Annotated in this window: 22 protein-coding genes; 12 read left to right on the top strand and 10 right to left on the bottom strand. The window is 69.0% G+C overall.

The window, feature by feature from the left end; all coding sequences use genetic code 11:
• The first annotated feature begins 65 nt into the window (after positions 1-65).
• A complete protein-coding gene (locus CLV49_RS09210) occupies positions 66-746 on the top strand; it encodes a hypothetical protein (RefSeq protein WP_106563282.1) in 681 nt (226 codons plus the stop codon).
• The gene (locus CLV49_RS09205; protein ID WP_106563281.1) at positions 728-1480 is read left to right on the top strand and encodes a hypothetical protein; all 753 of its coding nucleotides are present in this window, start codon (positions 728-730) and stop codon (positions 1478-1480) included. Before CLV49_RS09210 ends, CLV49_RS09205 begins: the two co-directional genes overlap by 19 nt.
• A 4-nt stretch (positions 1481-1484) precedes the next feature.
• On the opposite strand, the gene CLV49_RS09200 is transcribed toward CLV49_RS09205, so the two are convergent.
• The 6 genes from CLV49_RS09200 to CLV49_RS09175 form a co-directional block, all read right to left on the bottom strand.
• Complete coding sequence (locus CLV49_RS09200; RefSeq protein ID WP_106563280.1) at positions 1485-2528, bottom strand: NAD(P)-dependent alcohol dehydrogenase; 1044 nt, start codon at positions 2526-2528, stop codon at positions 1485-1487.
• Between the two features lie 135 nt (positions 2529-2663).
• A complete protein-coding gene (locus CLV49_RS09195; RefSeq protein WP_106563279.1) occupies positions 2664-3761 on the bottom strand; it encodes a glycoside hydrolase family 172 protein in 1098 nt (365 codons plus the stop codon).
• Positions 3762-3796: 35 nt separating this feature from the next.
• Positions 3797-4651, bottom strand: coding sequence for a carbohydrate ABC transporter permease (locus CLV49_RS09190; protein ID WP_106563278.1), 855 nt, complete (start codon positions 4649-4651; stop codon positions 3797-3799).
• Positions 4648-5562, bottom strand: coding sequence for a carbohydrate ABC transporter permease (locus tag CLV49_RS09185; RefSeq protein ID WP_106563277.1), 915 nt, complete (start codon positions 5560-5562; stop codon positions 4648-4650). Before CLV49_RS09185 ends, CLV49_RS09190 begins: the two co-directional genes overlap by 4 nt.
• 81 nt (positions 5563-5643) lie before the next feature.
• Positions 5644-6966 carry an ABC transporter substrate-binding protein gene (locus tag CLV49_RS09180; RefSeq protein WP_106563276.1) on the bottom strand — a complete coding sequence of 441 codons (1323 nt, stop codon included), beginning with the start codon at positions 6964-6966 and terminating at the stop codon, positions 5644-5646.
• Positions 6967-7144: 178 nt separating this feature from the next.
• On the bottom strand, positions 7145-8203 hold the full coding sequence (locus tag CLV49_RS09175; RefSeq protein WP_106563275.1) for a LacI family DNA-binding transcriptional regulator: 1059 nt from the start codon (positions 8201-8203) through the stop codon (positions 7145-7147).
• A gap of 157 nt (positions 8204-8360) precedes the next feature.
• On the opposite strand from CLV49_RS09175, the gene CLV49_RS09170 reads away from it, so the two are divergent.
• From CLV49_RS09170 to CLV49_RS09150, 5 genes are all read left to right on the top strand, one after another.
• Positions 8361-8936 (top strand): hypothetical protein, encoded by a 576-nt coding sequence (locus tag CLV49_RS09170; protein ID WP_106563274.1) that lies wholly within the window; start codon positions 8361-8363, stop codon positions 8934-8936.
• A gap of 43 nt (positions 8937-8979) precedes the next feature.
• Complete coding sequence (locus tag CLV49_RS09165; RefSeq protein ID WP_106563273.1) at positions 8980-9903, top strand: ROK family protein; 924 nt, start codon at positions 8980-8982, stop codon at positions 9901-9903.
• A 110-nt stretch (positions 9904-10013) separates the two neighbouring features.
• On the top strand, positions 10014-10991 hold the full coding sequence (locus CLV49_RS09160; RefSeq protein WP_106563272.1) for an NAD-dependent epimerase/dehydratase family protein: 978 nt from the start codon (positions 10014-10016) through the stop codon (positions 10989-10991).
• A 194-nt stretch (positions 10992-11185) separates the two neighbouring features.
• Positions 11186-11722, top strand: coding sequence for a GNAT family N-acetyltransferase (locus CLV49_RS09155; protein ID WP_106563271.1), 537 nt, complete (start codon positions 11186-11188; stop codon positions 11720-11722).
• A 115-nt stretch (positions 11723-11837) separates the two neighbouring features.
• Entirely contained in the window at positions 11838-12443 is a 606-nt protein-coding gene (locus CLV49_RS09150) for a hypothetical protein (RefSeq protein ID WP_127054358.1), read from the top strand.
• A gap of 55 nt (positions 12444-12498) precedes the next feature.
• Here the strand turns inward: CLV49_RS09150 and CLV49_RS09145 are convergent, their stop codons facing one another.
• Positions 12499-13011: a MarR family winged helix-turn-helix transcriptional regulator gene (locus CLV49_RS09145; protein WP_106563269.1), complete on the bottom strand. Its 513-nt coding sequence runs from the start codon at positions 13009-13011 to the stop codon at positions 12499-12501.
• Between the two features lie 95 nt (positions 13012-13106).
• Between CLV49_RS09145 and CLV49_RS09140 the strand changes: the two genes are divergently transcribed.
• Entirely contained in the window at positions 13107-14045 is a 939-nt protein-coding gene (locus CLV49_RS09140; protein ID WP_106563268.1) for an NADP-dependent oxidoreductase, read from the top strand.
• Positions 14046-14125: 80 nt separating this feature from the next.
• Positions 14126-14374 carry a DUF1232 domain-containing protein gene (locus tag CLV49_RS09135; RefSeq protein WP_106564987.1) on the top strand — a complete coding sequence of 83 codons (249 nt, stop codon included), beginning with the start codon at positions 14126-14128 and terminating at the stop codon, positions 14372-14374.
• On the opposite strand, the gene CLV49_RS09130 is transcribed toward CLV49_RS09135, so the two are convergent.
• From CLV49_RS09130 to CLV49_RS09120, 3 genes are read right to left on the bottom strand one after another with little or no spacing between them, the layout of a single operon-like run.
• Positions 14344-15174 (bottom strand): carbohydrate ABC transporter permease, encoded by an 831-nt coding sequence (locus CLV49_RS09130; RefSeq protein WP_106563267.1) that lies wholly within the window; start codon positions 15172-15174, stop codon positions 14344-14346. The two genes, CLV49_RS09135 and CLV49_RS09130, sit on opposite strands and share 31 nt — an antisense overlap.
• Positions 15171-16070 (bottom strand): carbohydrate ABC transporter permease, encoded by a 900-nt coding sequence (locus CLV49_RS09125; RefSeq protein ID WP_106563266.1) that lies wholly within the window; start codon positions 16068-16070, stop codon positions 15171-15173. Before CLV49_RS09125 ends, CLV49_RS09130 begins: the two co-directional genes overlap by 4 nt.
• Positions 16071-16078: 8 nt before the next feature.
• The gene (locus tag CLV49_RS09120) at positions 16079-17329 is read right to left on the bottom strand and encodes an ABC transporter substrate-binding protein (RefSeq protein ID WP_106563265.1); all 1251 of its coding nucleotides are present in this window, start codon (positions 17327-17329) and stop codon (positions 16079-16081) included.
• 161 nt (positions 17330-17490) lie between these two features.
• Here CLV49_RS09120 and CLV49_RS09115 point away from each other — a divergent pair, with 161 nt between their 5' ends.
• The 3 genes from CLV49_RS09115 (at position 17491) to CLV49_RS09105 (ending at position 23718) form a co-directional block, all read left to right on the top strand.
• On the top strand, positions 17491-18555 hold the full coding sequence (locus tag CLV49_RS09115) for a LacI family DNA-binding transcriptional regulator (protein ID WP_106563264.1): 1065 nt from the start codon (positions 17491-17493) through the stop codon (positions 18553-18555).
• A 153-nt stretch (positions 18556-18708) separates the two neighbouring features.
• Positions 18709-20472, top strand: coding sequence for a class I mannose-6-phosphate isomerase (locus CLV49_RS09110; RefSeq protein ID WP_106563263.1), 1764 nt, complete (start codon positions 18709-18711; stop codon positions 20470-20472).
• Between the two features lie 51 nt (positions 20473-20523).
• On the top strand, positions 20524-23718 hold the full coding sequence (locus tag CLV49_RS09105) for a glycoside hydrolase family 38 N-terminal domain-containing protein (protein WP_106563262.1): 3195 nt from the start codon (positions 20524-20526) through the stop codon (positions 23716-23718).
• Positions 23719-23793 lie beyond the last annotated feature (75 nt).

The following is a 23793-nucleotide window of genomic DNA, read 5'->3' as shown; positions in this document are numbered from 1 at the left end:
GCGCGCACCACACACGCAGGGTCCGATATATGTCAGAATAGTTCCTGAATTGGAGGTTATCTGGCATGCCCGACATCACAGCGCCCGAGCTCGCCGAACTTCTCGGCGTCACCCGACGCCATGCCACCGACCTCCTCTCCGACGGCGCCATCCAGGGCCGCCGGCTTCCGTCGGGGGCGTGGCTCGTCGATTCAGATTCCGCCCTCCGCTTCCAGGCGTCCGCCCGAACAGGTAAAGGACGGCAGCTCACCCCCGACAGCGCCTGGGCACTGTTATGGGAGTTGTCGGGGATGCGAGCCGAATGGCTCACTCCACGCACGTCGGCCCGGACACGTGAACGAATCCGAACGTTGTCGGCGGATCAGATCGCGCGAGCGGTCGCCAGCCGCACGCGAGCCCACCACTTCCGGGCCGCCAACGTCGCCAAAGCCTCCTCCGATCTCATCTCCACCGGACGCGCAGCGGCCGGCGCGCTCGGCGTCGACCTCATGGACGACACGCGAAACGTATCGGGATATGTCCGACGAGGAACAGCCTCTGACCACGCAGCCGACAACTTCATGGTGGCAGCGCGCGACGGACGTGACCTCCTTTGGGACAACACCCTTCCCATCGACTATGGCGACACAGTGATGCCGGTCGCCGTCATTGCGGCCGATTTAGCAGTGAGCACCGACACCAGGGAGCGCAGCGGCGGCCTGCGAGCACTCGACGATCTGAGGCGGAGATGGCTGGACTCTCACTGACGGTCGACATGGGGCACGAAGACCTCCTCCCTGCCTGGAGAACGGTCATTGACGTCTCCACCACAGGAATCGCAGAACGATTGACCCTGGTCGGTGGGCTCATGGTCGCGGCCCACGCCCGACGGTCGGGAGTGGTCATGCGACGGCCTACCGAAGACATGGACGCCCTGGTGGATTACCGGGCGGATCGGTCCAGCCTCGTCGACACGAAGAGTGCGCTACACAGAATCGGGTTCGAACTGTCCGGCGGGGAGCGGCACGCCTACCGCTTCCAGCACACCGATGGACGCAAGGTCGACATCATGGTCGCGGATCACCTGCCCTCGAGAATGAGACCCCGCCTTTCGTTGCGCCCTGCGTTTGCGGCGCCCGCAGGCGAACAAGCCATTCGGCGCCGCGACTCATACAGCCTCGCTTTCTCAGGAGGCGCACTCGTTCGCTTGGGCATTCCCGATGAGCTGGGCGCACTCGTGGCGAAAGGAGCGGCATATCTCGTCGACCAGCGCGACCGCGGCCGCCACCTCGACGATGCCGCGGTCCTCCTCGCGTGCATCACCGACGTGTCTGCTTTGGATTTTGCGAGCCTGAGCAAGAACGACAAGCGCCGACTCCGAGCGATCGTCGAACACGCCGGCGATGAACGTCATCCGAGCTGGGCGAGTCTCGACGGCGCCGACCGCGAACGCGGACTCATGAACGCGACGCTCGTCGACTCCACCCTTTCGCTGCGGTAACCACTCAGGCGTGGGGCACCACGACGGCGCGACCCGAGAGTTCGCCCGCCTCGAGCTTGCGGTAGGCCTCGAGGGCGTCGTCCATCGCGTAGCGCTCGATGTCGGGCACGATCTGGCCGGCGCGGTACATGGCGACGACGTCGTAGAGGTCCTCGATCGTGCCCCAGTAGGTGTTCGTCATCGTCGACTCGTACGGCGTCGTGAAGAACGACCACTCGGTCACGCCACCGGCGATGCCGACGACCGTGAGCCGTCCGCCCTGCGCCATCGATGCCTGAGCCGTCTTGATCGTGGGTGTCGCGCCCACGAAGTCGAAGGCCGCGTCCACACCCCGGCCGCCGGTGATCTCGCGGATGCGCTCCACCTGACCCTCGCCTCCCGGCACGGTGATCGCGCCGCGCTCGGCGGCGCGCGCCATGGCGTCCTCCTTCATGTCGGTCGCGATGACCGTGGCGCCGGTGAGGGCCGTGAGGATCTGGACGGCGATCTGGCCGAGCCCGCCGAGTCCCACCACGAGGGCGAAGCGTCCGCCGCCCGCGAGGTTCGGGAGGGAGTTCTTGATCGCGTGGTACGGCGTCAGCGCGGCGTCGCTGAGCGGAGCGGCGGCCACGGGGTCGGCGTCGCCGAGCGGCACGAGGTTGCGGGCGGGCACCACGACGTACTCGGCCATGCCGCCGTCGCGACCGAGTCCGATGCCGAGGTACGGCATGGTCGCGGCGTTCTCGCAGTAGGTGTCCTGGCCCTTGGAGCACATCTTGCAGTGCCCGCAGCCGACCGGCCCGTAGACGAGGTAGGCGTCGCCCTTCGTGAAGCCGTCGACCCCGGGGCCGACCTCCTCGATCCAGCCGGAGTTCTCGTGACCGAGGACGAACGACGGCGGCATCGAACCGGGCTGGCCCTCCTGGAACTCCTTGTAGATGGCGACGTCGGAGTGGCAGGCGCCGGCGCCTGCCACCTTGAGCAGGACCTCACCCGGTCCCGGAGTCGGTCGTTCCACCTCGCCGAGGGAGGGGAAGGTGTTGTACTGCTCGAAGACGACGGCGCGCATGATTCTCCTTGTGGGTTCGCGAAGGCCGGGGTCCGGCGTCGTGTTCCCATCAGCACGGAGACGAGGGCGCCGGCTCCGTTGCTTTTAGCCTACGCCTGTCGGATAACGGTGGGGCGCGGCCCGCGCGACGCCGCGTCAACGCGGCCAGCGTTCGGACGCGGACGGCAACGAGGGGAACGGAGCAGCCGTGCCCGACTGGTACCAGTAGGCGACGGTGCTGATGTCGTCCTGCCTCTCGAAGAGTCCGAAGTCCCACGCGCCGATCTGCTGGAGGGTCACCCGGATGCGCTCGTCGAAGTAGATCGGATCGGGGAGGTGCCACCGGTAGAGGGCGTGCATGGGTACGGCCTCCGTCGAGAAGGGCGACGCCTTCGTCCGGTCGCGGGTGCTGTGGAACGGGTATCCGAAGAAGTTCGAATCGAACGTGAGGATCGCAGGCTCCGGCGACGAACGAAGTTCGTCCTGGAACGCCCAGGCGCCACCGGCATAGTCCTCGAGTCCGGTGCTGCACAGGGTCGGGTACTCCTCGTCCGCGTCGATGAAGAACTTCACCTCGCCCTCCCCCCACCAGTAGCGCTGCAGGGAGGCGAGCGCGACATACGTCCCCACGTACGTCCCACTCCCGCTGACTCCGTCGAGGATCACGTGGTCCTCCCCGCGCGCGGTCGTCCCGTTGGAGCGGCGCCACTGCGCGTGGAAGTACTCGACGTCCTCCGCGAGATCGTCGCCCGTCGTGTAGTCGACCTGGAAGAAGACGTGCGGCAGATCTCCCCCGTGCTGACTCACGAGTTCGAGTCGCGCCGAGCGCCGGAAGGGCATGGGGAAGTACGAGTTCATCCCTCCGGTCGGCGCCACGACGATGGGCATCGATGTCACACGAGCTCGCGTCGCGAAGCCGTTGCAGAAGAAGTCGCCGAGAGGGACGTCGACGGCGGGGGCCTCCGAACCGTCCCAGTAGGCACGCAACACGAGATCCCGGAGGACGAAGGGACCGGCCTCGGTCGCGTCGGCCACCGTGATCCAGATGTGGCGGATCACACCGGGGCCGTCGATGTCGGCGAGCACGAGGGTCTCGTTGGCCGGCAGCGGGAGGAACGCGGTTCCCTTCCGTCCGGTCCCGAGCGGGGAAGCCGTCCTCGCGGCACCTCCGATCGCGCCGTGCGGGTTCTCCGCGTTGATGGATCGGCTGCGCACTCCGCGCGCGCGTGGGGTGGGTGACCAGGGGGTGAACATGGGACTCCTTGTCGGATGCGTGTCGCCGGGCGGCGTCACTTGACGGATCCAGCCGTCACGCCGCGACTGAGCGTGCGCTGGAAGATGAGGAAGAAGACGAGCGTGGGGATGAGCGACAGCAGCGATCCGGCGTTGACCACCGTCACGTCGATCGAATGCTGTCCACGGAGCGTCGAGAGCGCGATGGGCACGGTCTGCGACGTGGGGTCGTTGAGGAGGATCAGCGGGATGTAGAACTCGTTCCAGGTCCAGATGAAGAAGAACACGACGAGCACGCTGAGGGTGGGCCGCAGCACGGGGAACACGACCCGCCAGAGGATCTGCCAGCGGTTCGCGCCGTCGATGGCCGCCGCTTCGAGGAGCTCCTTCGGCACCGTCGACATGACGCTCGCGAGGATGTACGTGCCGTACGCCCCCTGCAGGACCACGAAGACGATGATCACCGACCACACCGTGTTGAGGGTGCCGGTGGCCTGCGCCCCGTAGAACAGCGGGTAGATGAGTGCTTCGTGGGGCAGCATGGTGGCGATGAGGAGGAGCGCGACGACCGCCCCGCTCCCCTTCACGCGGCCGATGCCGATCGCGTAGGCGCTCGCGAGCGCGAGCGCCACGCCGACGAAGGCCACGACGGTGGCGATGAGGATGGAGTTGCCGAGAGCGACGGGGAAGTTGACGCGTGCGAGATACGAGGTGAACGCGTCCAGCGTGAACGACTGCGGCCAGGCGAGAGGGCCGTTGGACGAGTAGTCCGTCCCCGACTTGAAGGCGTTGAGGACGAGCAGCCAGAACGGGGAGAGCATGAGGACGGCGAACGCGACGGCGGCTCCCAGGAGGATCCACTGCAGGGGTGAGCGCCGGGCGCGGACGCGGGTGCCGGTCGCGGCGCTCATCGGACGCCCTCCTGACGATCGGCCCGTCGCTGCCAGACGAGGAGCACGGCGGCGATGGCGAAGATGACGATCGACATGACGGTGGCGATCGCCGAGCCGTACCCCACTTGGGACAGCTCGAAGAAGTTCCGATAGGCGTAGTAGGACGGGACGACGGTGGACCCCTCCGGCCCACCGCCCGTGAGGATCAGGATGGGCGCGAACACTTTGAGCGCGCCGACGGTCGCGGTGAGCACGACGATGAACACCTCCGGTCGGATCTGGGGGATGGTGATGGCGAAGAACCGGCGCCACCACCCGGCACCGTCCAGTTCGGCCGCTTCGTAGAGCTCCGGGTCGACCCTCTGCAGGGCCGCCATGAAGATGACCACCGGGTAGCCGATCTGCAGCCAGACGAGCATGAGCATGACCGCGTAGATCGCCGTCCCGGGATCGCCGAGCCAGTCGGGCGGGTCCACGATGCCGATCGCGTGGAGCGTCGCGTTCAGGGCGCCGTTCCGGGTGTCGAGGATCCAGCTCCAGATGAAGCCGGCGACCGCGATGGGCAGGATCTGCGGGAGGTAGTAGGTGGCCCGGAGGAACGAGGCGACGCGTGTGCCGAACGTCTTCCCGAGGTAGTCGAAGAGGAGAGCGGCGAGGACCACGCCGATGGCCGTGGGGATCACGACGATCGCGACGATCATCGCGATGGAGTTGGAGAACGACCTCCAGAACTGCTCGTCGGCGAGCAGATCGGTGTAGTTCCCGAGGCCGTACCAGCGCATCGGGGCGAGCCCGCCCTTCCACCGGAACAGGCTCACGGCCACGTTCATGACGAACGGGGCGATCACCACGAGGAGGAACCCGCAGGCGATCGGGAGCAGATAGAGCAGGTAGGGCGCTTGCCGACGGGCGGTGGTGCGCGGGGACATGTGTTCCCTCCGGGTGGGGCCCCGGCCCGCCGAGACGGCGGGCCGGGGGCGACGGACGAGCTGTGGCGACGCGATGACGGATCAGCCTTCGGAGGCGGCGGCCTTGCCGTCGTCGTAGAACTGCTGGAGGGCGTCGAGGTACTCCTCGGCGGTCTCGTTCCCGTTCGACATCGCCTGCATGTGCGTCTGAATGAAGTCGAGGAAGCCGGGGACCGGGTAGTCCGGGTAGAAGGTCATGGCGTCGGACTCGACGAGCTCGTCGAAGCGCTCGGTGAAGGTGCGCGTGATCTCGTCGTCGATGGTGCTCGTGTCGCCGGCGAGCGGCAGGCCACCCTTCTGTCCGATGAGGTTCTGCACCTCCGGGCTGAGCGTGATGTCGATCCAGTCGGCGGCGAGGTCCTTGTTGTCGGACTTGGCCGGGATGCCCCAGAGGTGACCAGACGACCCCATGGAGAGCTCGGCGCCCGGGAGCGTGAAGTAGTTCCACGGGAACGTGGCCTGTTCCCGGATGCGGGCGAACTCGCCGTTGTTCCAGATGAGCATCGCGGTGTCGCCGCTCAAGAAGTTGACGGTCGCCTGCTCGAAGCTCAGCCCGCCGAGGTCCTCGCCGACGTAGCCCTTGTCGATCCAGTCCTGGAACCGCTGCGTCCCCTCGGCCCACGGGCCGGTCGAGAAGTCGATGTCCTCCTTCAGGAACATGAAGTCGTCGATCGCGGACCGATCGTCACCGGCGGCCTGCGAGACGAGCGAGTACCACACCCACATCTGGTTGAAGCCCTGGCTCGTGGCCGCCGAGCTCGAGATGGGGGTGATACCGGCGGCGAGCATCGCGTCCATCGCCGATTCGAAGCCGTCGAGGGTCGTGGGGATCTCGGTCACACCCGCCTGTTCGAACAGGTCCTCGTTGTAGTAGAACATCACGTACTCGCCGATGTTCGGCACGCCGTACCAGTCACCGGAGCCCGCATTGCCGTTCTCGTCGTAGCGCGCGAACGAGGCCATGCCGCCGCTGACCTTCTCGTCCCATCCGCGTTCCTCGACGAGGTCGGTGATCGGGTCGAGGAGTCCCTGCGCGGCGAGCTGGCCGCCGTCGGCGTTGCCCTTGTTGAACTCCATCACGTCGGGCACGTCGTTGCCGGAGAGCATGATCTTCGCGTTCTGCCGGATCGCGTCGAAGCTCGTCGTCTGGAAGTCGACGGTGACGTCGGGATGCATCTCCTTGAACATCTCGAGGGCGAGCGCCCACCCCTGTCCTTGCGCGGAGTCGGGGTTCTCGTACTGGACGATCGTGAACGTGTCGCCGTCCGAACCGGACGAGCCGGCGCATCCGGTGAGAGCGGCTGCAGCCGCGATGAGCGTGGTGGCGGCGGCGATGGTGCGTCGCCGGATCGGTGATCTCTTCATGTCGAGCTTCCTTGCTTTTCCAATGGGGAGGGAGGCCCGAGGGCGCGACGGAGGTCGCGACCGGCGGGCACGGGTGGTCACCGGCACGACGGACGTCCGGTTCGGGTGGTGCGGGACGGCATCGTCGGATGAACGGCGCCGGATCGATCGCGCGGGTGTGCGCAGGGGGGAGGAGGAATCAGGGGGGAGGTGCGGGGGCGACCGACTCCCTCACGACGAGGGGGCAGTGCATGAGTCGGCGCTCGCCGCGCGGGGACAGCTCGGGAGGATCGTCGGCGAGACGGTTGGCGTCTCGTATCCGGCTGATCGCTCGGCCGACGGCCCACGAGCCCATCGACTCATGAGGCAGGGAGACACTCGTGAGGCCGGGCCGGAGCGCATCGGCGACGAACGTCTGGTTGTCGAATCCGACGACGGAGACGTCCTCCGGGATCCGGAGGCCGAGGTCGCCCGCGGCCTGATACACGGAGAAGGCGAGCTGGTCGGAGAAGCAGAAGACGGCGGTCGGCCGGTCCGACCGGCTCAACAGGTCGTGCGCGACGGGGTACCCGTCGACCGTACGGACGGTGGGCGCGCGGACGATGAGTCGTTCATCCCCTCCCACCCCCGCCTCGTCGAGCGCGCGGGTGTAGCCGGCCAGACGCAGCTCGCGGGCGACGAACCGGGGGTCGCTCACCGTCAGGTGCGCGATCCGCCGGTGGCCCCTGTCGAGGAGGAAGCGGACGGCGTCGTATGCGCCCTGCTCCTCATCGGGGACGACCGAGTCGATGTCGGCACGGTCCGTCGCCGGCGTGCCATCGAGGACCACCGCCGGGATCGAGCGGGGGACGAGCGGGACGTCCACGAACCGGTGGTACTCGGTCGCGAGGATCAGCCCTTCGATGTTCCGCTGCATGAGCGACTTCACGGCGGGGGCGTCCAGCTCGGCACGACCGCCCGTGTCGATGAGCATGAGGAGGTATCCGTCGTTCCACGCCGTCGTCTGCGCCCCTCTCAGCATGGGCCCGGCGAACGGCACGCTCGCGACACCGTCGGAGAGCACACCGATGGTGTGGGACTGCTTGGTCTTGAGGCTGCGCGCCAGCAGGTTGGGGACGTACCCCATCTCGTTCGCGGCACGACGGATCTGGTCGGCGACCGAGGTGTTCACTCGTCCGCGATCGCGATCGTTGAGCACGAGCGACACGGTCGACGGAGAGACGCCCACGTGCTGGGCTATGTCCTTCAATGTCAGCATCGACAACCTCCGTCAAACGTTTGATGTGACCGTAGGGACGTCAATCGTGTTGACGCAAGAAGATTCTTTTTTCGCGTCCAGTCGACCGGGTTAGGCTGTCCGGAATCGGCTGGCCCTCACGGGCTGCCGCTCACCCGGAAGCCTCGAGGAGAAGCCCATGTCGACGTCTCTCGGTGAGCTCTTCCCCGGCGAGCAGGAGGTGGACGCTCCGTCCGCGAAGCCGCGTCGCGCCCTCGGGCAGTCCATCTTCACCGTCGTCCTCGTGCTCGTCGGCTCGATCCTCGCCGGTGTCGTCGGCTCGATCGGGGTGGGCATCGTCGCGAACCTGTTCGGCGTGGGACTCGATGCGCGCTACTGCGATCTGGAGACGGCGACCACGTGCTCGTCCGTCTCCGTTCCGGCGATCAACGATGCCACGGGCGCCGGCCTGCCGTCGTCCGCCGTCGTGGCGGAATCGAGCTGGGTCGGGACCGGGACGTCGGCCGCCCTCGACGCCCTCGTGGAGGCTCCGGAACCCAGGTGGACGCCGCCCGCGTCCGCCTACGAGGAGTGCGGAGCGATCCAGCCGTGCTCCGGCGCGGTTCCCGACTCATTCGCCGACCGTGGGATCGAGGTCACCGCCGAACTGGTGCCGCGACTCGACCTGGGCGACGGGACCCAGCGCTTGGTGTTCCTGGGCGAGGACGGCGACGGGCGCGAGTGGGTCGCCGTCGCGTTCCGTCTCGTGGGCTGAACCCGCTCTGGTATCGATATCAACCCGCCGTTAGGCTGACGTCGTGAACGACGCGTCGACGAAGCCGCCCGCACCCACGCCGCACTCGATCCGCGTGCTCGATGTCGGCGGATCACACGTGACGGCGGCGATCGTCGAGACGGACGGGACGACCGCGCGCGTCGTCCGCCGCATCGACCGCGACATCGATCCTCACGCGGGCCGCACCGACCTCCTCGACAGCATCGTGCGGCCGGCGCGCGACGTCGAACCCGCGTCGCGCGAGTGCATCGTGGCCATGCCCGGCCCGTTCGACGACGAGACCGGCGTCGGCCACTTCGCCGATGTGGGGAAGTTCGCCGCACTTTCCGGTGCGCCGCTCCGGCCGGCGTTCGCCGCGCGACTCGACGTCGAGGAGGACGACGTCCACTTCCTCAACGATGCCGTCGCCTATGGCATCGGCGAGTGGGCGTACGGTGGCGGGAACCGCCCGCGGCGCCTCGTCTGCATCACCCTCGGGACCGGCGTGGGGTCCGCCTTCCTCGACGACGGCACCGCCGTGACTGACGGCCCGGACGTCCCGGAGGACGGCTACGCCTTCCGCATCGAGGTGCACGGAGGCCCGCTCGAGGAGACCGTCTCGAGCCGGGCGATCACGCGAGCCTTCGAGAATCGCACCGGGGCGATCGCGTCCGTCGCCGACATCGCCGTGGCGGCGCGGGTGGGTCACGCCGACGCGGCTGCCGTGCTCGATCACGCGATGCAGTCCCTCGGCCTCGCTCTCGCCCCGTGGCTCGCGCGCTTCGAGACGGACGAGCTCGTGATCGGCGGCTCGATCTCGCGTTCGTGGGACCTGCTCGAGGCGCCGATCGCGGCCGGCCTCATGGACGGCGGGTACAAGCCGGTCACCGTGCGCCGCTCCGCCCTGCTCGCCGACGCCCCGCTTCTCGGCGCCGCCGCGCACCGCCTCCGACGGTCCGAGGCCTGATCCCCGGAACCAGCACGCGCACCCGTCACAGCCAAGGCCTCCCGCCAAGCCGATCGAGTGCCTAACGTGGGCGGTGAGCATCGGCGCCCGGCCGAGGAATGGAACGCCCCATGAAGATCGTCGTCATCGGCGGAAGCGGCCACATCGGCACCTTCCTCGTCCCCCGTCTCGTCCGCGCCGGCCACGAGGTCGTGTCCATCAGCCGCGGGCAGAGCTCGACCTACGCCGACGCGCCGGAATGGGACGCGGTGGAGAGGGTCGCCGCCGACCGCGAACAGCAGGACCGTGACGGCACGTTCGGCGCCACCGTTCTGGCGCAGTCCCCGGAGGTCGTCATCGACCTCGTCTGCTTCACACCCGAATCCGCATCCGCCCTCGTCGACGCACTGCGCGGCGAGGTCGCGCATCTCCTCCACTGCGGGTCGATCTGGCGGCACGGGCGCAGCCGGAAACTCCCGATCGCCGAGCACCCGGACACGACGGAGGATCCGACAGACGAGTACGGCCTCGGCAAGAAGGCGATCGCCCGGCTCCTGAAGGAGGAGACGCGGTCGGGTGGGCTTGTCACCACGTCGCTCCACCCCGGCCACATCGTCGGTCCGGGATGGAATCCCATCGGCCCGCTCGGCAACCTCGACCCGACCGTTTGGCGGACTCTCGCCACGGGCGGCACCCTCGCGATGCCGGGGAGCGGCACCGAGATGATGCACCACGTGCACGCCGACGACGTGGCGCACGGGTTCGAGCAGGCCGTGTCCCACCGGGACGCCGCCGCCGGTGAGGATTTCACCGTCGTGGCGCCGACGGCACTGAGCGTGCGCGGCTTCGCCGACATCGCGGCTTCGTGGTTCGGCCGGGAGGCCACCCTCGAGAGCATCGGGTGGGACGCATTCCGCGCATCCACCGAGCCGGAGCACGCCGACGCGAGCTGGGGCCACCTCGACCGCAGCCAGTGCTTCACGATCGAGAAGGCACAACGCCTCCTCGACTACACCCCGCGCTACGAGCCGGAGGCCGCTGTGCTCGAGTCGATCCGCTGGCTCATCGACCATGACGAGCTGGACCCGGGGGCGCCCCTCGTGGAGTGATGCCCGGTGTCAGTCGGTCGAGCGCAAGCGCGTGACCGTGGGACGGCCGCGAGCACGATCACGACCGCCCCGTAGAGGAGGACCGTGGTTCGGAGCGACAGCACGGGGAGGAGCAGTCCCGCGACGACGGTCGAGGCGGTGCCGACGAAGGATCATGTGCCAGGCGGGCCCACCCATTGAGACAGTATTGGGGTGTGAGTGTCGTGCTTCGCCCCTGGACCAGCCGAGATGCTTCTGCCCTGAGCGAGGCCGCCCTGAGCGCTCCCGACCTGATGATTCAATTCGGCGGCGCGGATCTGTCGAGCGTGGCGGCCGCAGAGGCGTTCATCGCGCAGTCGTTGCGGTTCGACGAGCACGGGAAGAACTGGGCGATCGTCGAGGATGGAATCGCGGTCGGCAACATCGGAGCGTCCGCGATCGAGTTTCGGCACGAGACCGCGTGGATGTACTACTGGCTCTCGGCCGCAGCGCGAGGGAAGGGCTATGCGGGTGGTGCGCTTCTCGCAGTGAGCGACTGGGCCTTCGAGAGCGGCCTCCATCGGCTCGAGCTGGGGCACCGACTGAACAATCCCGCCTCATGTCGAGTGGCGATCGCGGCCGGCTTTCGGGCCGAAGGCATCGAGCGGGAGAAGCTCCGCTACGGCAGTGACCGCTATGACGTCGAGACACATGCGCGACTGGCGACCGACCCGGCCCCTGCAGCGCCCTTCGTACTGTCGATGACGGCATGAGAGGTGACGCCGTTCACGTCACGCCCGCGAGCCGTGAAGGCGGGTCGAGCACAACGGGACGCGTCTCGCCCCGCTCGATGCGACGATGGCCGTGGAGAGCAACGGGAGGCCGACCATGAAGCTGTACTCGGAACTGACGCCGCAACGCAGCCGGCAGGTGCTCGCCGACGTGATCGGCATCCTGGTCCTGGCGCTCGGGATCGTCGTCGCCGTGATGGTCCGCAACACCATCGCCGCGTTCGACGCGATCGGGAAGGACGTGCAGTCGTCGGGCGAGGGACTCGCCGCGACCATGAGCGACGTGGGAGAGAACCTGTCGGCGACCCCGCTCATCGGCGGGAGCATCAGCGTGCCGTTCGATGCGGCGAGCGGAGCCGCGACGACCCTCGCTCAGGCCGGCGAGAACTGGCAGTCGGGCGTCTACACCCTCGCAGCGATCGCCGGGTGGACGGTCGCCGCGATCGTCCTCGTGATCCTCATCCTCGCCTGGGTCCGTCCGCGCGTCCGCGGGGCCGTCCGCCGTGGGGCCGTCGCCCGTCTCACGCGATCGCCCGGCGCCGTCGAGCTGCTCGCCTTCCGGGCGCTCGTGGAGCGACCGGGCCACGAGGTGCTCGCACTCGACCCCGCCGTCGTCGAGCGTTGGCGGCACGGAGACCCCGTCGTCACGCGGCAGCTGGCCACCCTGGAACTCAACGCCGCAGGGCTCCGCGCGCCGGCCTGATGCCGACTCGCCCGTCGGGCCACACGGGTCCGGCCGACGAGCCGGAGTCCACGGGCTAGGCCGACGTGCCCCCGGCGCCGCGTCGCCGCGGGGCAGCCGAGCGGGGCGGCGCAGCGCGCATGTGGTCACGCACCGCGGTGAGCGGCCCCTCGAGAGCCGCGACACCCTCGGCACCGAGGGGCGCGAGGAACATCTTCCGCAGGATGTCGATGTGCCCGGGGAACACCGCGGCGAGCACGTCGCGGCCCGCGTCGGTGATCGTGAGTGTCACGCTGCGCTCGTCGTCGACCGACGGCGCCCGCGTGACGAGACCGGCTTTCTCGAGCAGCCCGGCCTGATGCGTCAGTCCGCTGCGGCTGTAGACCACACCGTCGGCGAGGTCGGTCATCCGCTGGCCTCCGCCCGGCGCGTCCCCGAGGCGAGCGAGCAGCTGAAACTGCACGTAGCTGAGCCCCCCGGCCTCTTTGAGCTGCTGCTCGACGGCGTGCCGCAGGAGGCTGCTCACCTCGATGAGCGAGAAGTAGACGCCCAGTTCGGCGGGGTCGAGGGGGGTCGCGTCGTCAGCCATGCTCACATTCTACTTGCTTCGATATCGAAGCAGTGTTACCGTCAGGTTGTTGCTTCGATATCGAAGCAAATATCCCTACGAAAGAGAGAACGACCATGAAGGCAGTACGTTTCCACGAGACCGGCACCCCCGACGTGCTCCACTACGAGGACGTCGAGGTCCCGTCCCCCGGCGCCGGCGAGGTGCGCATCCGCGTCGCCGCGTCCGGCTTCAACCCGGCAGACAACGGCATCCGCGCAGGCAGCCTCCCGATCCCGGTGACGCTGCCCCACACCCCCGGCTACGACGTCGCCGGCACGGTCGACGCCCTCGGCGACGGGGTCGACGGACTGACGGTGGGAGACGCCGTCGTCGGCTTCCTCCCGATGACGGCCCCCGGCGCCGCCGCCGAGTACGTCGTGGCCCCGGCGGACGCCCTGACCGCAGCGCCCACGACCATCCCGCTCGTCGACGCGGCGGCGCTCCCGTCCGTCGGACTCACGGCGTGGCAGGCCCTCGTCGACGACGCACGCCTCGAAGCGGGCCAGCGGGTCCTCGTCGTCGGAGCCGGCGGCGCCGTCGGCGGGTACGCCGTGCAGATCGCGAAGCGGATCGGCGCGACCGTGATCGCCACGGCGAGCCCCCGGAGCCGCGCTGCAGTGGAGGCCGCCGGCGCCGATCAGGTGGTCGACCACACCTCGGCGACCCTGATCGACGAGGTCTCCGAGCCGGTGGACGTGCTCCTCAATCTCGCACCGATCGGCCCGGAGGAGTTCACCGCGCTCGTCGCGCGCGTCCGCGACGGTGGCGTCGTCGTGAGCACGACCGCCTGGATGCCCGCACCGGACGACGCCGAGCGCGACGTCCGCAGCGTGATCGTCTTCGTCCGCAGCGATGCGGCGCAACTGGCGCAGCTCGTGGCCCTCGTCGAGAGCGGTGAGCTCCACGTCGACGTCTCCGAGCGCGTCGCTCTGCCGGAGCTCGCGTCGATCCACGAGCGCGCAGCGGCGGGCACCCTCCGCGGCAAGGTCGTGGTCGTCCCCGAGAACGCGTGACCGCGCTCCCGATCGCCGATGCGCTCCGCACGACCCCGGCACCCGGGTCGAGCGGAGCGCATCGGCGTATCCTTGCGGGCATGGAGAAGGATCGTTCCACCCTCAAGGCCGTGCTCGTCGGTCTCGGAGCCGTGCTCTACGGGGCGTCACCGATCGATCTCGTCCCCGAGATCCTCGCGGGCCCGCTCGGCTTCGGCGACGACGCCGTCGTGCTCATCGGCGCCGGCGTCGCCATCTGGCGCATCATGCGCAACCGCAACGCACGCCGTCGAGCGGCAGCCGCCCAGCCCGCACCGCCTCAGTACTGGCCGAGCGAGAGCCCTCGCTGAAACACGCGCTGCGTGAACATGAAGAGGAGCGCCGTCGGGATCGAGACGATGAGCGCCGCCGTCAGCACCACGGTGTAGGCGGAACCGCCGCCCTCCGTCGACTGCAGCGCCGCGAGGAGCGGCATGACCGGTCGCGTCGACGCACTCTGCGTGAGCACGAGCGCGAGGAGCAGGTCGTTCCACACCCATGTGGCCTGGAGGATGAAGACCACGACGAGGGCGCTCCTCGACATCGGCAGGTAGATGCGAGAGAAGATACGCCACGCGTTCGCTCCGTCCACGACCGCCGCCTCGAACACCGTCTCCGCGATGCCCGCGAAGAAGTTGCGCATCACGAACGCGGAGAACGGCGTCGCGACCGCCGCGTAGACGATCGTCATACCCGTGAACGTGTCGAAGAGACCGATCTGCGAGAAGGACGCGAAGAGCGGGATCACCATGATCTGCAGCGGGAACACGGTGCCGCAGAAGACGACGAAGAACCAGAAGAAGCCGTGCTTGAGCTTCAGCACGATCACGGCGAAGCCGATCCCTGCGCCGAGGATCACCGCGATCAGCGGTGCGATCGTCGCATAGAGGAAGGTGACGCCGAGCCCCGACGGCACGTCCGTGGTCGAGAACACCTCGCCGACGTTGGAGAGGAGCGCCGGCAGGTTGCCGGGCGACCACAGCTCCGAGCCCGAGTACTCGCTCGTGAGCTTCCCTGCGTTCGCGAGGAGCAGGTAGATGGGCAGCAGCCAGAGGATTCCGAGGCCTCCGAGGACCACGTACCGCAGCGCCAGTCCGATCCGTCCGCTCATGAGCGCACCGCCTTCTTCGCAGGCTCACCGATGGTGAGCTGGCGCCGCAGGTAGATGATCGACGCCGCGAGCGTGATGACCGTGAGGAAGAGGGCCACGGCGGCGCCGAGCCCGTACTCGCTGTTGAGGAACGTGTTCCGATACATCGTCACGCCGAGCGTCTCCGACACGCGGTTCGGCCCGCCCTGGGTCATCGACTGCACGATGTCGAACGTCTTCAGGCTGTTCACGATCGAGAGGCCCACGACGATCGTGGTCGACGGGCGCAGGAGCGGCCAGATCATGTAGCGGAAGAGGCGCCAGCCCACCGCGCCGTCCACCTTCGCCGCCTCGAGCGGCTCCTTAGGAATGGACTGGAGCCCCACCGTGAAGAGAAGCGCGTTCACCCCGACGCCCTGCCACGCCGACGCGATGATCATCGCGAACGTGTTGAGCGGCGCGTCCTGCAACCAGCGCAACTCCGATCCGGGCAGGCCCAGGAAGGCGAGCGCCTGCGACAGCGCTCCCCCGTTCTGCAGAACGAACGAGAACACGACACCCACGGCCACTCCGGAGAGCGCGTACGGCACGAGGAACGGGACCCGCAGCCACGCGCCGCCGGGGAGCCCGAAGGCGAGATACGCCACGACGAGGCCGAGGCCCACCGGCACCACGAGGGTCCCGACCACCCAGAGCAGCGTGTTCACGATCGACGTGAGCACCGCCGGGTCGCGGAACATCCGCACGTAGTTGTCGATGCCGACGAAGTCCGGATCACCGAGACCGTTGAAGTCGGTGAAGCTGAGGAAGACCGTGTAGAGGACGGGGAGATGGAGGACGAGGACGACCGCCACGACGCCCGGGGCCAGGAAGCCCCAGGCGGCGCGTTGGTAGTTCGTCGAGGAGCGGCGCGACATCCTGCGTGTCAGTTGCCGGCCCAGTACTCGTCGGCGACCTGCTGGATGCCCTCGAGATACGGAGTCGGGTCGCCGGGGTTCGTCATGAAGCCGGTGAACTGGTCGAGCGAGGCCGTGAGGATCGGCGCGGGGGCCGCCTCGTACCAGCGCAGGTAGAACTCGTAGCTCGGATCGGCGAACTCGGCGCCGATCGCCTGGAACTCCTCCGTGGACGCCTCGGCGTTGGGGTTGTACGGCAGGTTGCCCTCCTGGTTCGACCACGCGGTCTGCGCCTCTGAGGACATCCACCACTCGGCGTATTCCAGGCCCAGGTCCTTCTGCGGCGAGTTCTCGGCGGTGCACGCCGGCGCCGTCTCGATCGCGACCGGGGTGGTCTCCTGGTCGGGGTTCACGTTCGGGATCGGGAAGACGCCCCAGTCGGTGCCGCTCTCGAGGCCGACCGTGGTCAACGTGCTCGCGTACCAGGTACCGAAGGGGATCATCGCGACCTCCTGGTCCTTCATCTGCGTCTCCGCCGCGACCTTCGACCCGGGGTCCGTGAAGTACCCCTTCTCCTTCATGTCGAGCCAGATGTTCATCACGTCGACGACCTCGGGATCGGTCCAGTCGACCTCGCCCGTCGTGAGACCGGTGTAGAGGTCGAGGTCGGTGCCCGCTGCGAGGATCTGGAACCAGACGAACGCCCACGGGTTGCCGCCGGCGTTCCAGAACGGCGTGACCCCGTTGTCGACGAGCGTGTCGGAGACGGCCATCATCTCCTCCCACGTGGTGGGGGCGGTGAGGCCGTACTCCTCGAACGTGCGCTTGTCGTAGTACATGACCCAGTCGTCCACGCTGATGGGTGTGCAGTACTGCTCGCCGTCCACCGTGTAGAGGTCGCGCACGGACTCGGCGACATCGCCGTTCTCGACGGCCTTCGTCCAGATGTCGGTCGTCGGCGACACGAGGCCCTCCGCCACGAGCTCCTCGAGCTGGCCGCCGGTGTGCCAGGTGAAGAGTCCCGGCGACTTGTTCGTACGGAAGGACTGCTTCACGAACGCCTGGAACGCCTCCTGGTCGGCGTAGGCCGTGGTGGCGAGCGAGACGTCGATGTCCTTCTTCGACTCCTCCGAGAAGGCGTCGAAGTCCCACGTCTTGTCGGTGATGAAGGTGAGCTCCCCCGAGTCGGCCCCGGAGGAGCCTCCCGCCGAGCAGCCCGAGAGCGCTGCGGCTCCGAGGAGGAGGACGGCCGCCGCGGCGGCGCTTCTGGTCGATCTCACGCTGAACTCCCTTGTTCGAGCAGGTGGTGCGTTGGGGTGAAGGTGGGGAACCGGCGATCGCCGGTTGTTATCGTTACCAAGCAACGGCACAGTAACACGCGTTCCGGAGGCCCACAAGAGCCCGGGCAGCCGCCCGCGCCGCTTCGGTATACCGTGGCGTCATGACACCGGAGGACATCGCAGACGGACGGGCATCGGCACGCCGCTCGGCGAATCCGACGGTCCACGATGTCGCCCTCGAGGCCGGCGTGAGCCCGATGACGGTGTCTCGCGTGCTCTCCGGTGGCAAGAACGTGCGCGCGGAGCTGCAGGACAAGGTGTGGCGCGCGGTCGAGACGCTCGGCTACCACCGCAACGAGAACGCCCGCAGCCTCCGGCCAGGGCACCGCTCGGGCCTCGTCGGCGTGACCATCACGAACATCGCGAACCCGTACTACGCCGAGATGCTCCGCGGCGTCGAGGAGATCGCGTCGGCGAACGGGCGCCGCATCCTCGTGGGCAACTCGAACGAGGACGCGGACCTCGAGCGCCAGCTCGTCGCCGACTTCATCGGACGCCGCGTCGAGGGCCTGATCGTCGTCCCGTCGAGCACCGGCGACGGCGCCCACCTGCAGGGCGAACGACTCGGCGGAGCACCGCTCGTACTCGCCTCGCGCGCCGTCGCGGGGGTCGACGTCGACACCGTCCTCATCGACGATGTCGCGGGAGCACGGGCGGCGACCGCCCGCCTGCTCGCCGAGGGCCATCGACGGATCGCCTTCCTCGGCAACCGCTCGTCGGTGTTCACGGGACGCCGGCGGCTCGACGGCTTCACCCTCGCGCACCACGACGTCGGGATCGAGCCCCTCCCCGACCTCGTCCGCCTGGGGCAGCAGGACGTGGGCGCCGCCGAGCACGCGATGGCGGAGCTCCTCGACCTCCCGCACCCCCCGACGGCCGTCTTCGGCGCGAACAACCGCAACACCGTCGGCGCTATCCGCGCGATCGTGGCCCGCCGCCGCTCGGCGGACGCGGCGGGCGTGACCTCGGCCGAGATCCGCGTCGCCGGCTTCGACTCGTTCGACTTCGCCGACATCGCGCCCGTGCGACTCTCCGTCGTCGACCACGACGCGGGAGACCTGGGACGCCGAGCGGCCGACATGCTCTTCGAACGCCTCGACGACGCGCCGGCGGCCGGGTCCGCGCGTCTCGTCGAGCTTCCGGTCACCCTCCGCGACCTCTTCTGACGCACCCCTCCGACCCGGTTCGACATCGGGTGTAGCGGACGTGTCGAACCCCTGATATCGTTACCAACGCTTCGGGCCCGAGCATCGCGTCACCGACCGGTAGCCGCGCATCGACCCCGTCTCTTCAACGACGAAACAGGCGAAAGGGAGGCCATGGCTTCTCACCCCTCCGCGCGTCGACGCTCCCCGGCGTACGACCCGCGACCGACGATCCCGCTGCCAGGGGAGCACCGCGTCGATCGCGGATCAGCCGTGTGGGCGCGACTCGCGACGACCCTGCCGGACGGGGGCACGATCGCCATCGACACCTACCCGGGCACCGACCTCCCGGGTCTGCGCGCCGCCCTCGCCGAGCACCTGCCCGACGCCGTCGTGATCGACATCGAGGACGCCGCGGCCCTCCCGGCCGAGCGGATCGACGCGCTCATCGCCGGCAACCTCACCGACGACCGCGTCTTCGGCGTCATGAGCCACCACACGCTGAGCGACTTCTACGACCCCGCCGAACTCGACAGGGTGGCCGCCCGCGTCGAGGCCGCACCGGGGCTCCGCATCGTCGTCGGGTGGGGCGCGACCCTCGCCCCCGTGCTGTACGACGTCGTCGTGCTCGCCGACCTTGCCCGCTGGGAGATCCAGAAGCGCCAACGCGCCGGCGCCCCCAACTGGCGGGCGGACAACGGCCACGAGGACGCGATCCGGAAGGTCAAGCGCGGCTTCTTCGTGGACTGGCGGGTCGCCGATCGCCACAAGCGCGGCCTCTTCGACCGACTGGACTTCGTCCTCGACACCAACGACTCCGTCGACGACGCCCGCCTGCTCCCGGCCGAGGCGTTCCACGCCGCGCTCGAGCTCGCCGTGACGCGCCCCTTCCGCGTCGTGCCGTTCTTCGATCCAGGGGTCTGGGGCGGGCAATGGATGAAGGAGAACCTCGGCATCGACAGCGACGACAACCTCGCGTGGTGTTTCGACTGCGTGCCGGAGGAGAACAGCCTCCTCGTCGAGGCCGGGGGCGAGATCGTGGAGATCCCGTCGATCGACCTCGTATTCCGTCACCCGCGCGCGCTCCTCGGCGAGCGCACCTTCGCACGGTTCGGCGCCGAGTTCCCCATCCGCTTCGACATGCTCGACACGATGGGCGGCGGCAACCTCTCCCTCCAGGTGCATCCCCTCACGGACTACATCCAGAACACGTTCGGCATGCACTACACGCAGGACGAGAGCTACTACCTCCTCGACGCGTCCGACGACGCCGTCGTGTACCTCGGCGTCAAGACCGACGTGGACCGCTCGGCGATGATCGCCGATCTGCACACCGCGGCCGCGGGAACCGCCGACTTCCCCGCAGAGCGGTACGTCAACACCTTCCCCGCCCGGAAGCACGACCACTTCCTCATCCCCGCCGGCACCGTCCACTGCTCGGGCGCCGACTCGATGGTGCTCGAGATCTCCGCGACGCCCTACATCTTCACCTTCAAGATGCACGACTGGGGCCGCGTCGGCCTCGACGGCGTCCCGCGCCCCATCCACCTCGAGCACGCCGCCGCGAACATCCAGTGGGACCGTGACACGGAGTGGACGGAGAGGAACCTCGTCGACCGCGTCGAACGCCTCGCCGAGGGTCCCGGCTGGATCGAGGAGCGCACCGGTCTCCACGAGCTCGAGTTCATCGACGTGCGACGCCACTGGTTCACCGACGTCGTCCCGCACCACACCCGCGGCACCGTCAACGTGCTCAACCTCGTGGAGGGCGACGAGGCGATCATCGAGAGCCCCACGGGCGCGTTCGAGCCCTGGGTCGTGCACTACGCCGAGACCTTCATCGTTCCGGCCGCCGTCGGCGCGTACACGATCAGGCCGCACGGACCGAGCATCGGCCGACGCCTCGCCACCGTCAAGGCGTTCGTCGCCGGCACCTGACCGGCATCGACCATTCCGCACGACCAACAGACACCCAGAGTGAGGACAGCAATGAGCAAGGTAAAGGCACTCATCTCCGCGCGACCGTGGACGGACACGGGGGCGCGGGCCGGTCTCTTCTCGGCCGCGGCCGCCATCACGACCGTCGTCGGCGGTGAGAACGTGCGGGTCATCGCCGAGCAGCTCGTCCGCTCGGACGGACGGGGCGGACGGCAGCAGGCGATCCGCCTCGAGATCGGGGACATCCATCGCCCCGTCTCCCTCGGTTCGGCCGTGCAGCACGGCGGCATCGCCCTCGACGTCGAGGTCGGCACCGTCGACGACGCGCACACCGTCGACGTGAGCGGCATCACGCTCCGCACGGCGGACGGCGAGGAGGTCGCGGTGCAGGTGGAGGACGGGCCGCGCGGCGCCTACCGCCTCTACATCGCCGCCGTCGAGACCGCGACGGCGCTCCGCCTCGTCATCCCCTCGCTCGACGCCGACGTCGAGCTGCCCTTCGACGTGCTGCCCGTGCGGGACTGGACGATCCACGTGGTTCACCACTCGCACTTCGACATCGGCTACACGGACCCGCAGGCGATCGTCCTCGCGGAACAGCGTTCCTTCCTCGACTCGGCACTCGAGCTGTTGCGCGACACGGCCGACGAACCGCAGGACGAGCGTTTCCGCTGGGTCGTCGAGTCGCTCTTCACCTTCGAGAGCTGGGCCGAGACGAGACCGCAGCACCTCGTCGACGAGTTCGTCGGCTACGTGCGGGAGGGACGCGCCGAGCTGACCGCCCTCCCCTACAACCTGCACACCGACACCTGCTCCACGGACGAGCTCCACGAGCTCCTCCGCACCGCCCGTCGCATCGCGACCCGTTACGACCTGCCGATCCCGTCGGCGATGCAGACCGATGTGCCCGGAACCGTGGTCGGTCTGCCGGACGCCCTCGCGGAGAACGACGTGAAGTACCTCGCCGTGGCCCACAACTGGGCCGGGCGGTCGATGCCGCAGATCAACGGAGGACAGCTCCTCCCCCGGCTCTTCCGTTGGGCCGCGCCGTCGGGTCGCTCGGTGCTCGTCTGGCTCACCGACAGCCCCCACGGCATGGCGTACATGGAGGGACCGCTCCTCGGGTTCCACCAGGACTACTCGGCCGTCGAGGATCACCTGCCCGTGTACCTCGAGTCGCTCGCCGCGAACCCGTACCCCTTCCCGCCCGGTGTCTTCGGCTGGCACGGGACCGCGCAGGCCGTGGACCGCACGCCCTACCCGTGGGACATCGTGCACCTGCGCACGCAGGGCTTCGTGGGCGACAACGCCCCGGCCCGGCGCCGCGCGGCCGACATCGCCCGCGAGTGGAACGCCACGTGGGAGTCGCCGAAGATCCGCATCTCCACGAACACCGACTTCTTCGAGGACGCCGAGCAGCGGCTCGGCGACGAGATCCAGACGTTCGAGGGCGACTGGGGCGACTGGTGGGTGGAGGGCGTCGGCTCCGCCGCGTACCCGATGACGCTCGTCCGCGACGCGCAAGCGAAGGTGACCGATGCGCAGACCGTCTCCGCGGTGCGAGCGCTCCTCACCGGCTCGGAGTTGCCCGGCGAGGCGGAACAGTCGGAGGACACCTTCCGCACCATCTCGATGTTCAACGAGCACACGTGGGGCGCCGGCAACTCGTGGCGGTTCTCCGATCACGGCTTCGACTCCGGCGAGGTGCAGTGGCAGTGGAAGGTGGCCAACTCGATCGTCGCCCAGCAGAAGGCCGGTCAGTACCTCGAGCGCGCCTCGGCGTTCCTGGGGGCCGACCTCGGGAGGGCGCCAGACGCGGACTCGAGCTACTACGTCGTGAACACGACGGCGATCGAGCGGGACACGGCCGTGCGGTTCTTCGTCCGGGAGAGCACCGTGCCGATGGGAACGGCTTTCACCCTGCACGACGGCCGCACGGGCGAGACGCTCCCCTACGCGGAAGAGGCGCAGAGCAACCACGAGCACCGCGAGGCCGGGCGATTCGTCACGGCGCGCGTGCGCTCCCTTCCCCCCGTGGGCTTCGTCCGTGTCGACCTGCGGCTCACGGACGGTGATCCCGTCGACGCCACGGACGACATCCGCTCGATCGACGATCCGCTCGTCCTCGAGAACGAGCACCTCCGTGTGCGCGTCGATCTCCCGGGGTCGCGCATCGCGTCGATCGTCGAGCTCGCGACGGGACGGGAGCTGCTCAACCAGGACTCGCTATTCGGCGGCAACGAGTACATCTACGACCTCTACACGAGCGCCGGCGGCTTCAACCACCAGTCCAACAAGACGTCGACCTCCGACGAGCTCGAGCTGCTCGGCGACCGCTGGCGGGCGCGTCCCGCCGCGCTCATCGCGCGCGAGTCGGACGCCGTCGAGGAGCGGCTCGTCTACGAGTACCCCGCCGCCGGGGCCGAATGGGTGCGGGTCACCCTCCGTCTCCGTCACGGCGAACCGGCGCTCGTGATCGAGAACCGCGTCGCGAAGGAGCCCACCGATGCGAAGGAGAGCGCGTTCTTCGCCTTCCCGTTCGCCGGGGACGACCCGACGGTGCGCTTCGAGGTGAGCGGCGGCGTCACCGGCGACGGCATCGAGCACGTGCCGGGTGCACCGCAGCACATGCGCGCGGTGCGCGAGTGGGTCACGGTGGAATCGGACGAGGGCTCGGTCGCGTGGGTCACGAAGGACGTGCCCCTCGTGGAGCGCGGCGTGATCGCCCTGCCCTACGCGCCCTTCCCCGCGAGCACCTCACCGTACGAGCCGGGCACCATCCTCTCCTGGGTGCACAACAACGTGTGGGACACGAACTTCCCGGTGCGTCAGGCGTTCGAGACCACGTTCTCGTACGCGATCGGCGTGCGGACCGCCACGGACGTGCCGGCGGAGGAGGTCGCCGTGGCGGCGACGGCGGCGCTCGTGCACCCGCCCGTCGTCGTCCAGGCGAACGGGGCCGCGGGCGCGGAGGCTCCCGACGAGCGGTCCCTCCTCTCCGTGAGCGACCCGCGTGTGAAGCTCGTGGCGGCGCACTCCCTCGGCGGCGGGCGCATCCTCGTCCGGCTGCAGTCGTTCGTCGACGGCCCCGTCTCGGTGGAGGTGAGCGTGCCGGGCGGCATCGCGTCCGCGGCCGCGGCGACGTTCCTCGGAGAGGAGCGCGAGCCGCTCGACGTGGCGGGCGCGGGCGTGACCGTCGACATCCCGCGCCTGAGCCCACGGGCGGTGATCCTCACCCTTCAGTGAGGTCGTCGACCGACCGCGGCGCCCGTGCTCCCGAGGGACACGGGCGCCGCGGTGTGCAAGCGCCGGGTGTGGAAG

The organism is Labedella gwakjiensis, assembly GCF_003014675.1.
GTDB lineage: Bacteria > Actinomycetota > Actinomycetes > Actinomycetales > Microbacteriaceae > Labedella > Labedella gwakjiensis.
The sequence above is the reverse complement of the archived record's forward strand: the minus strand, read 5'-3'. Positions and strand labels throughout refer to the sequence as shown.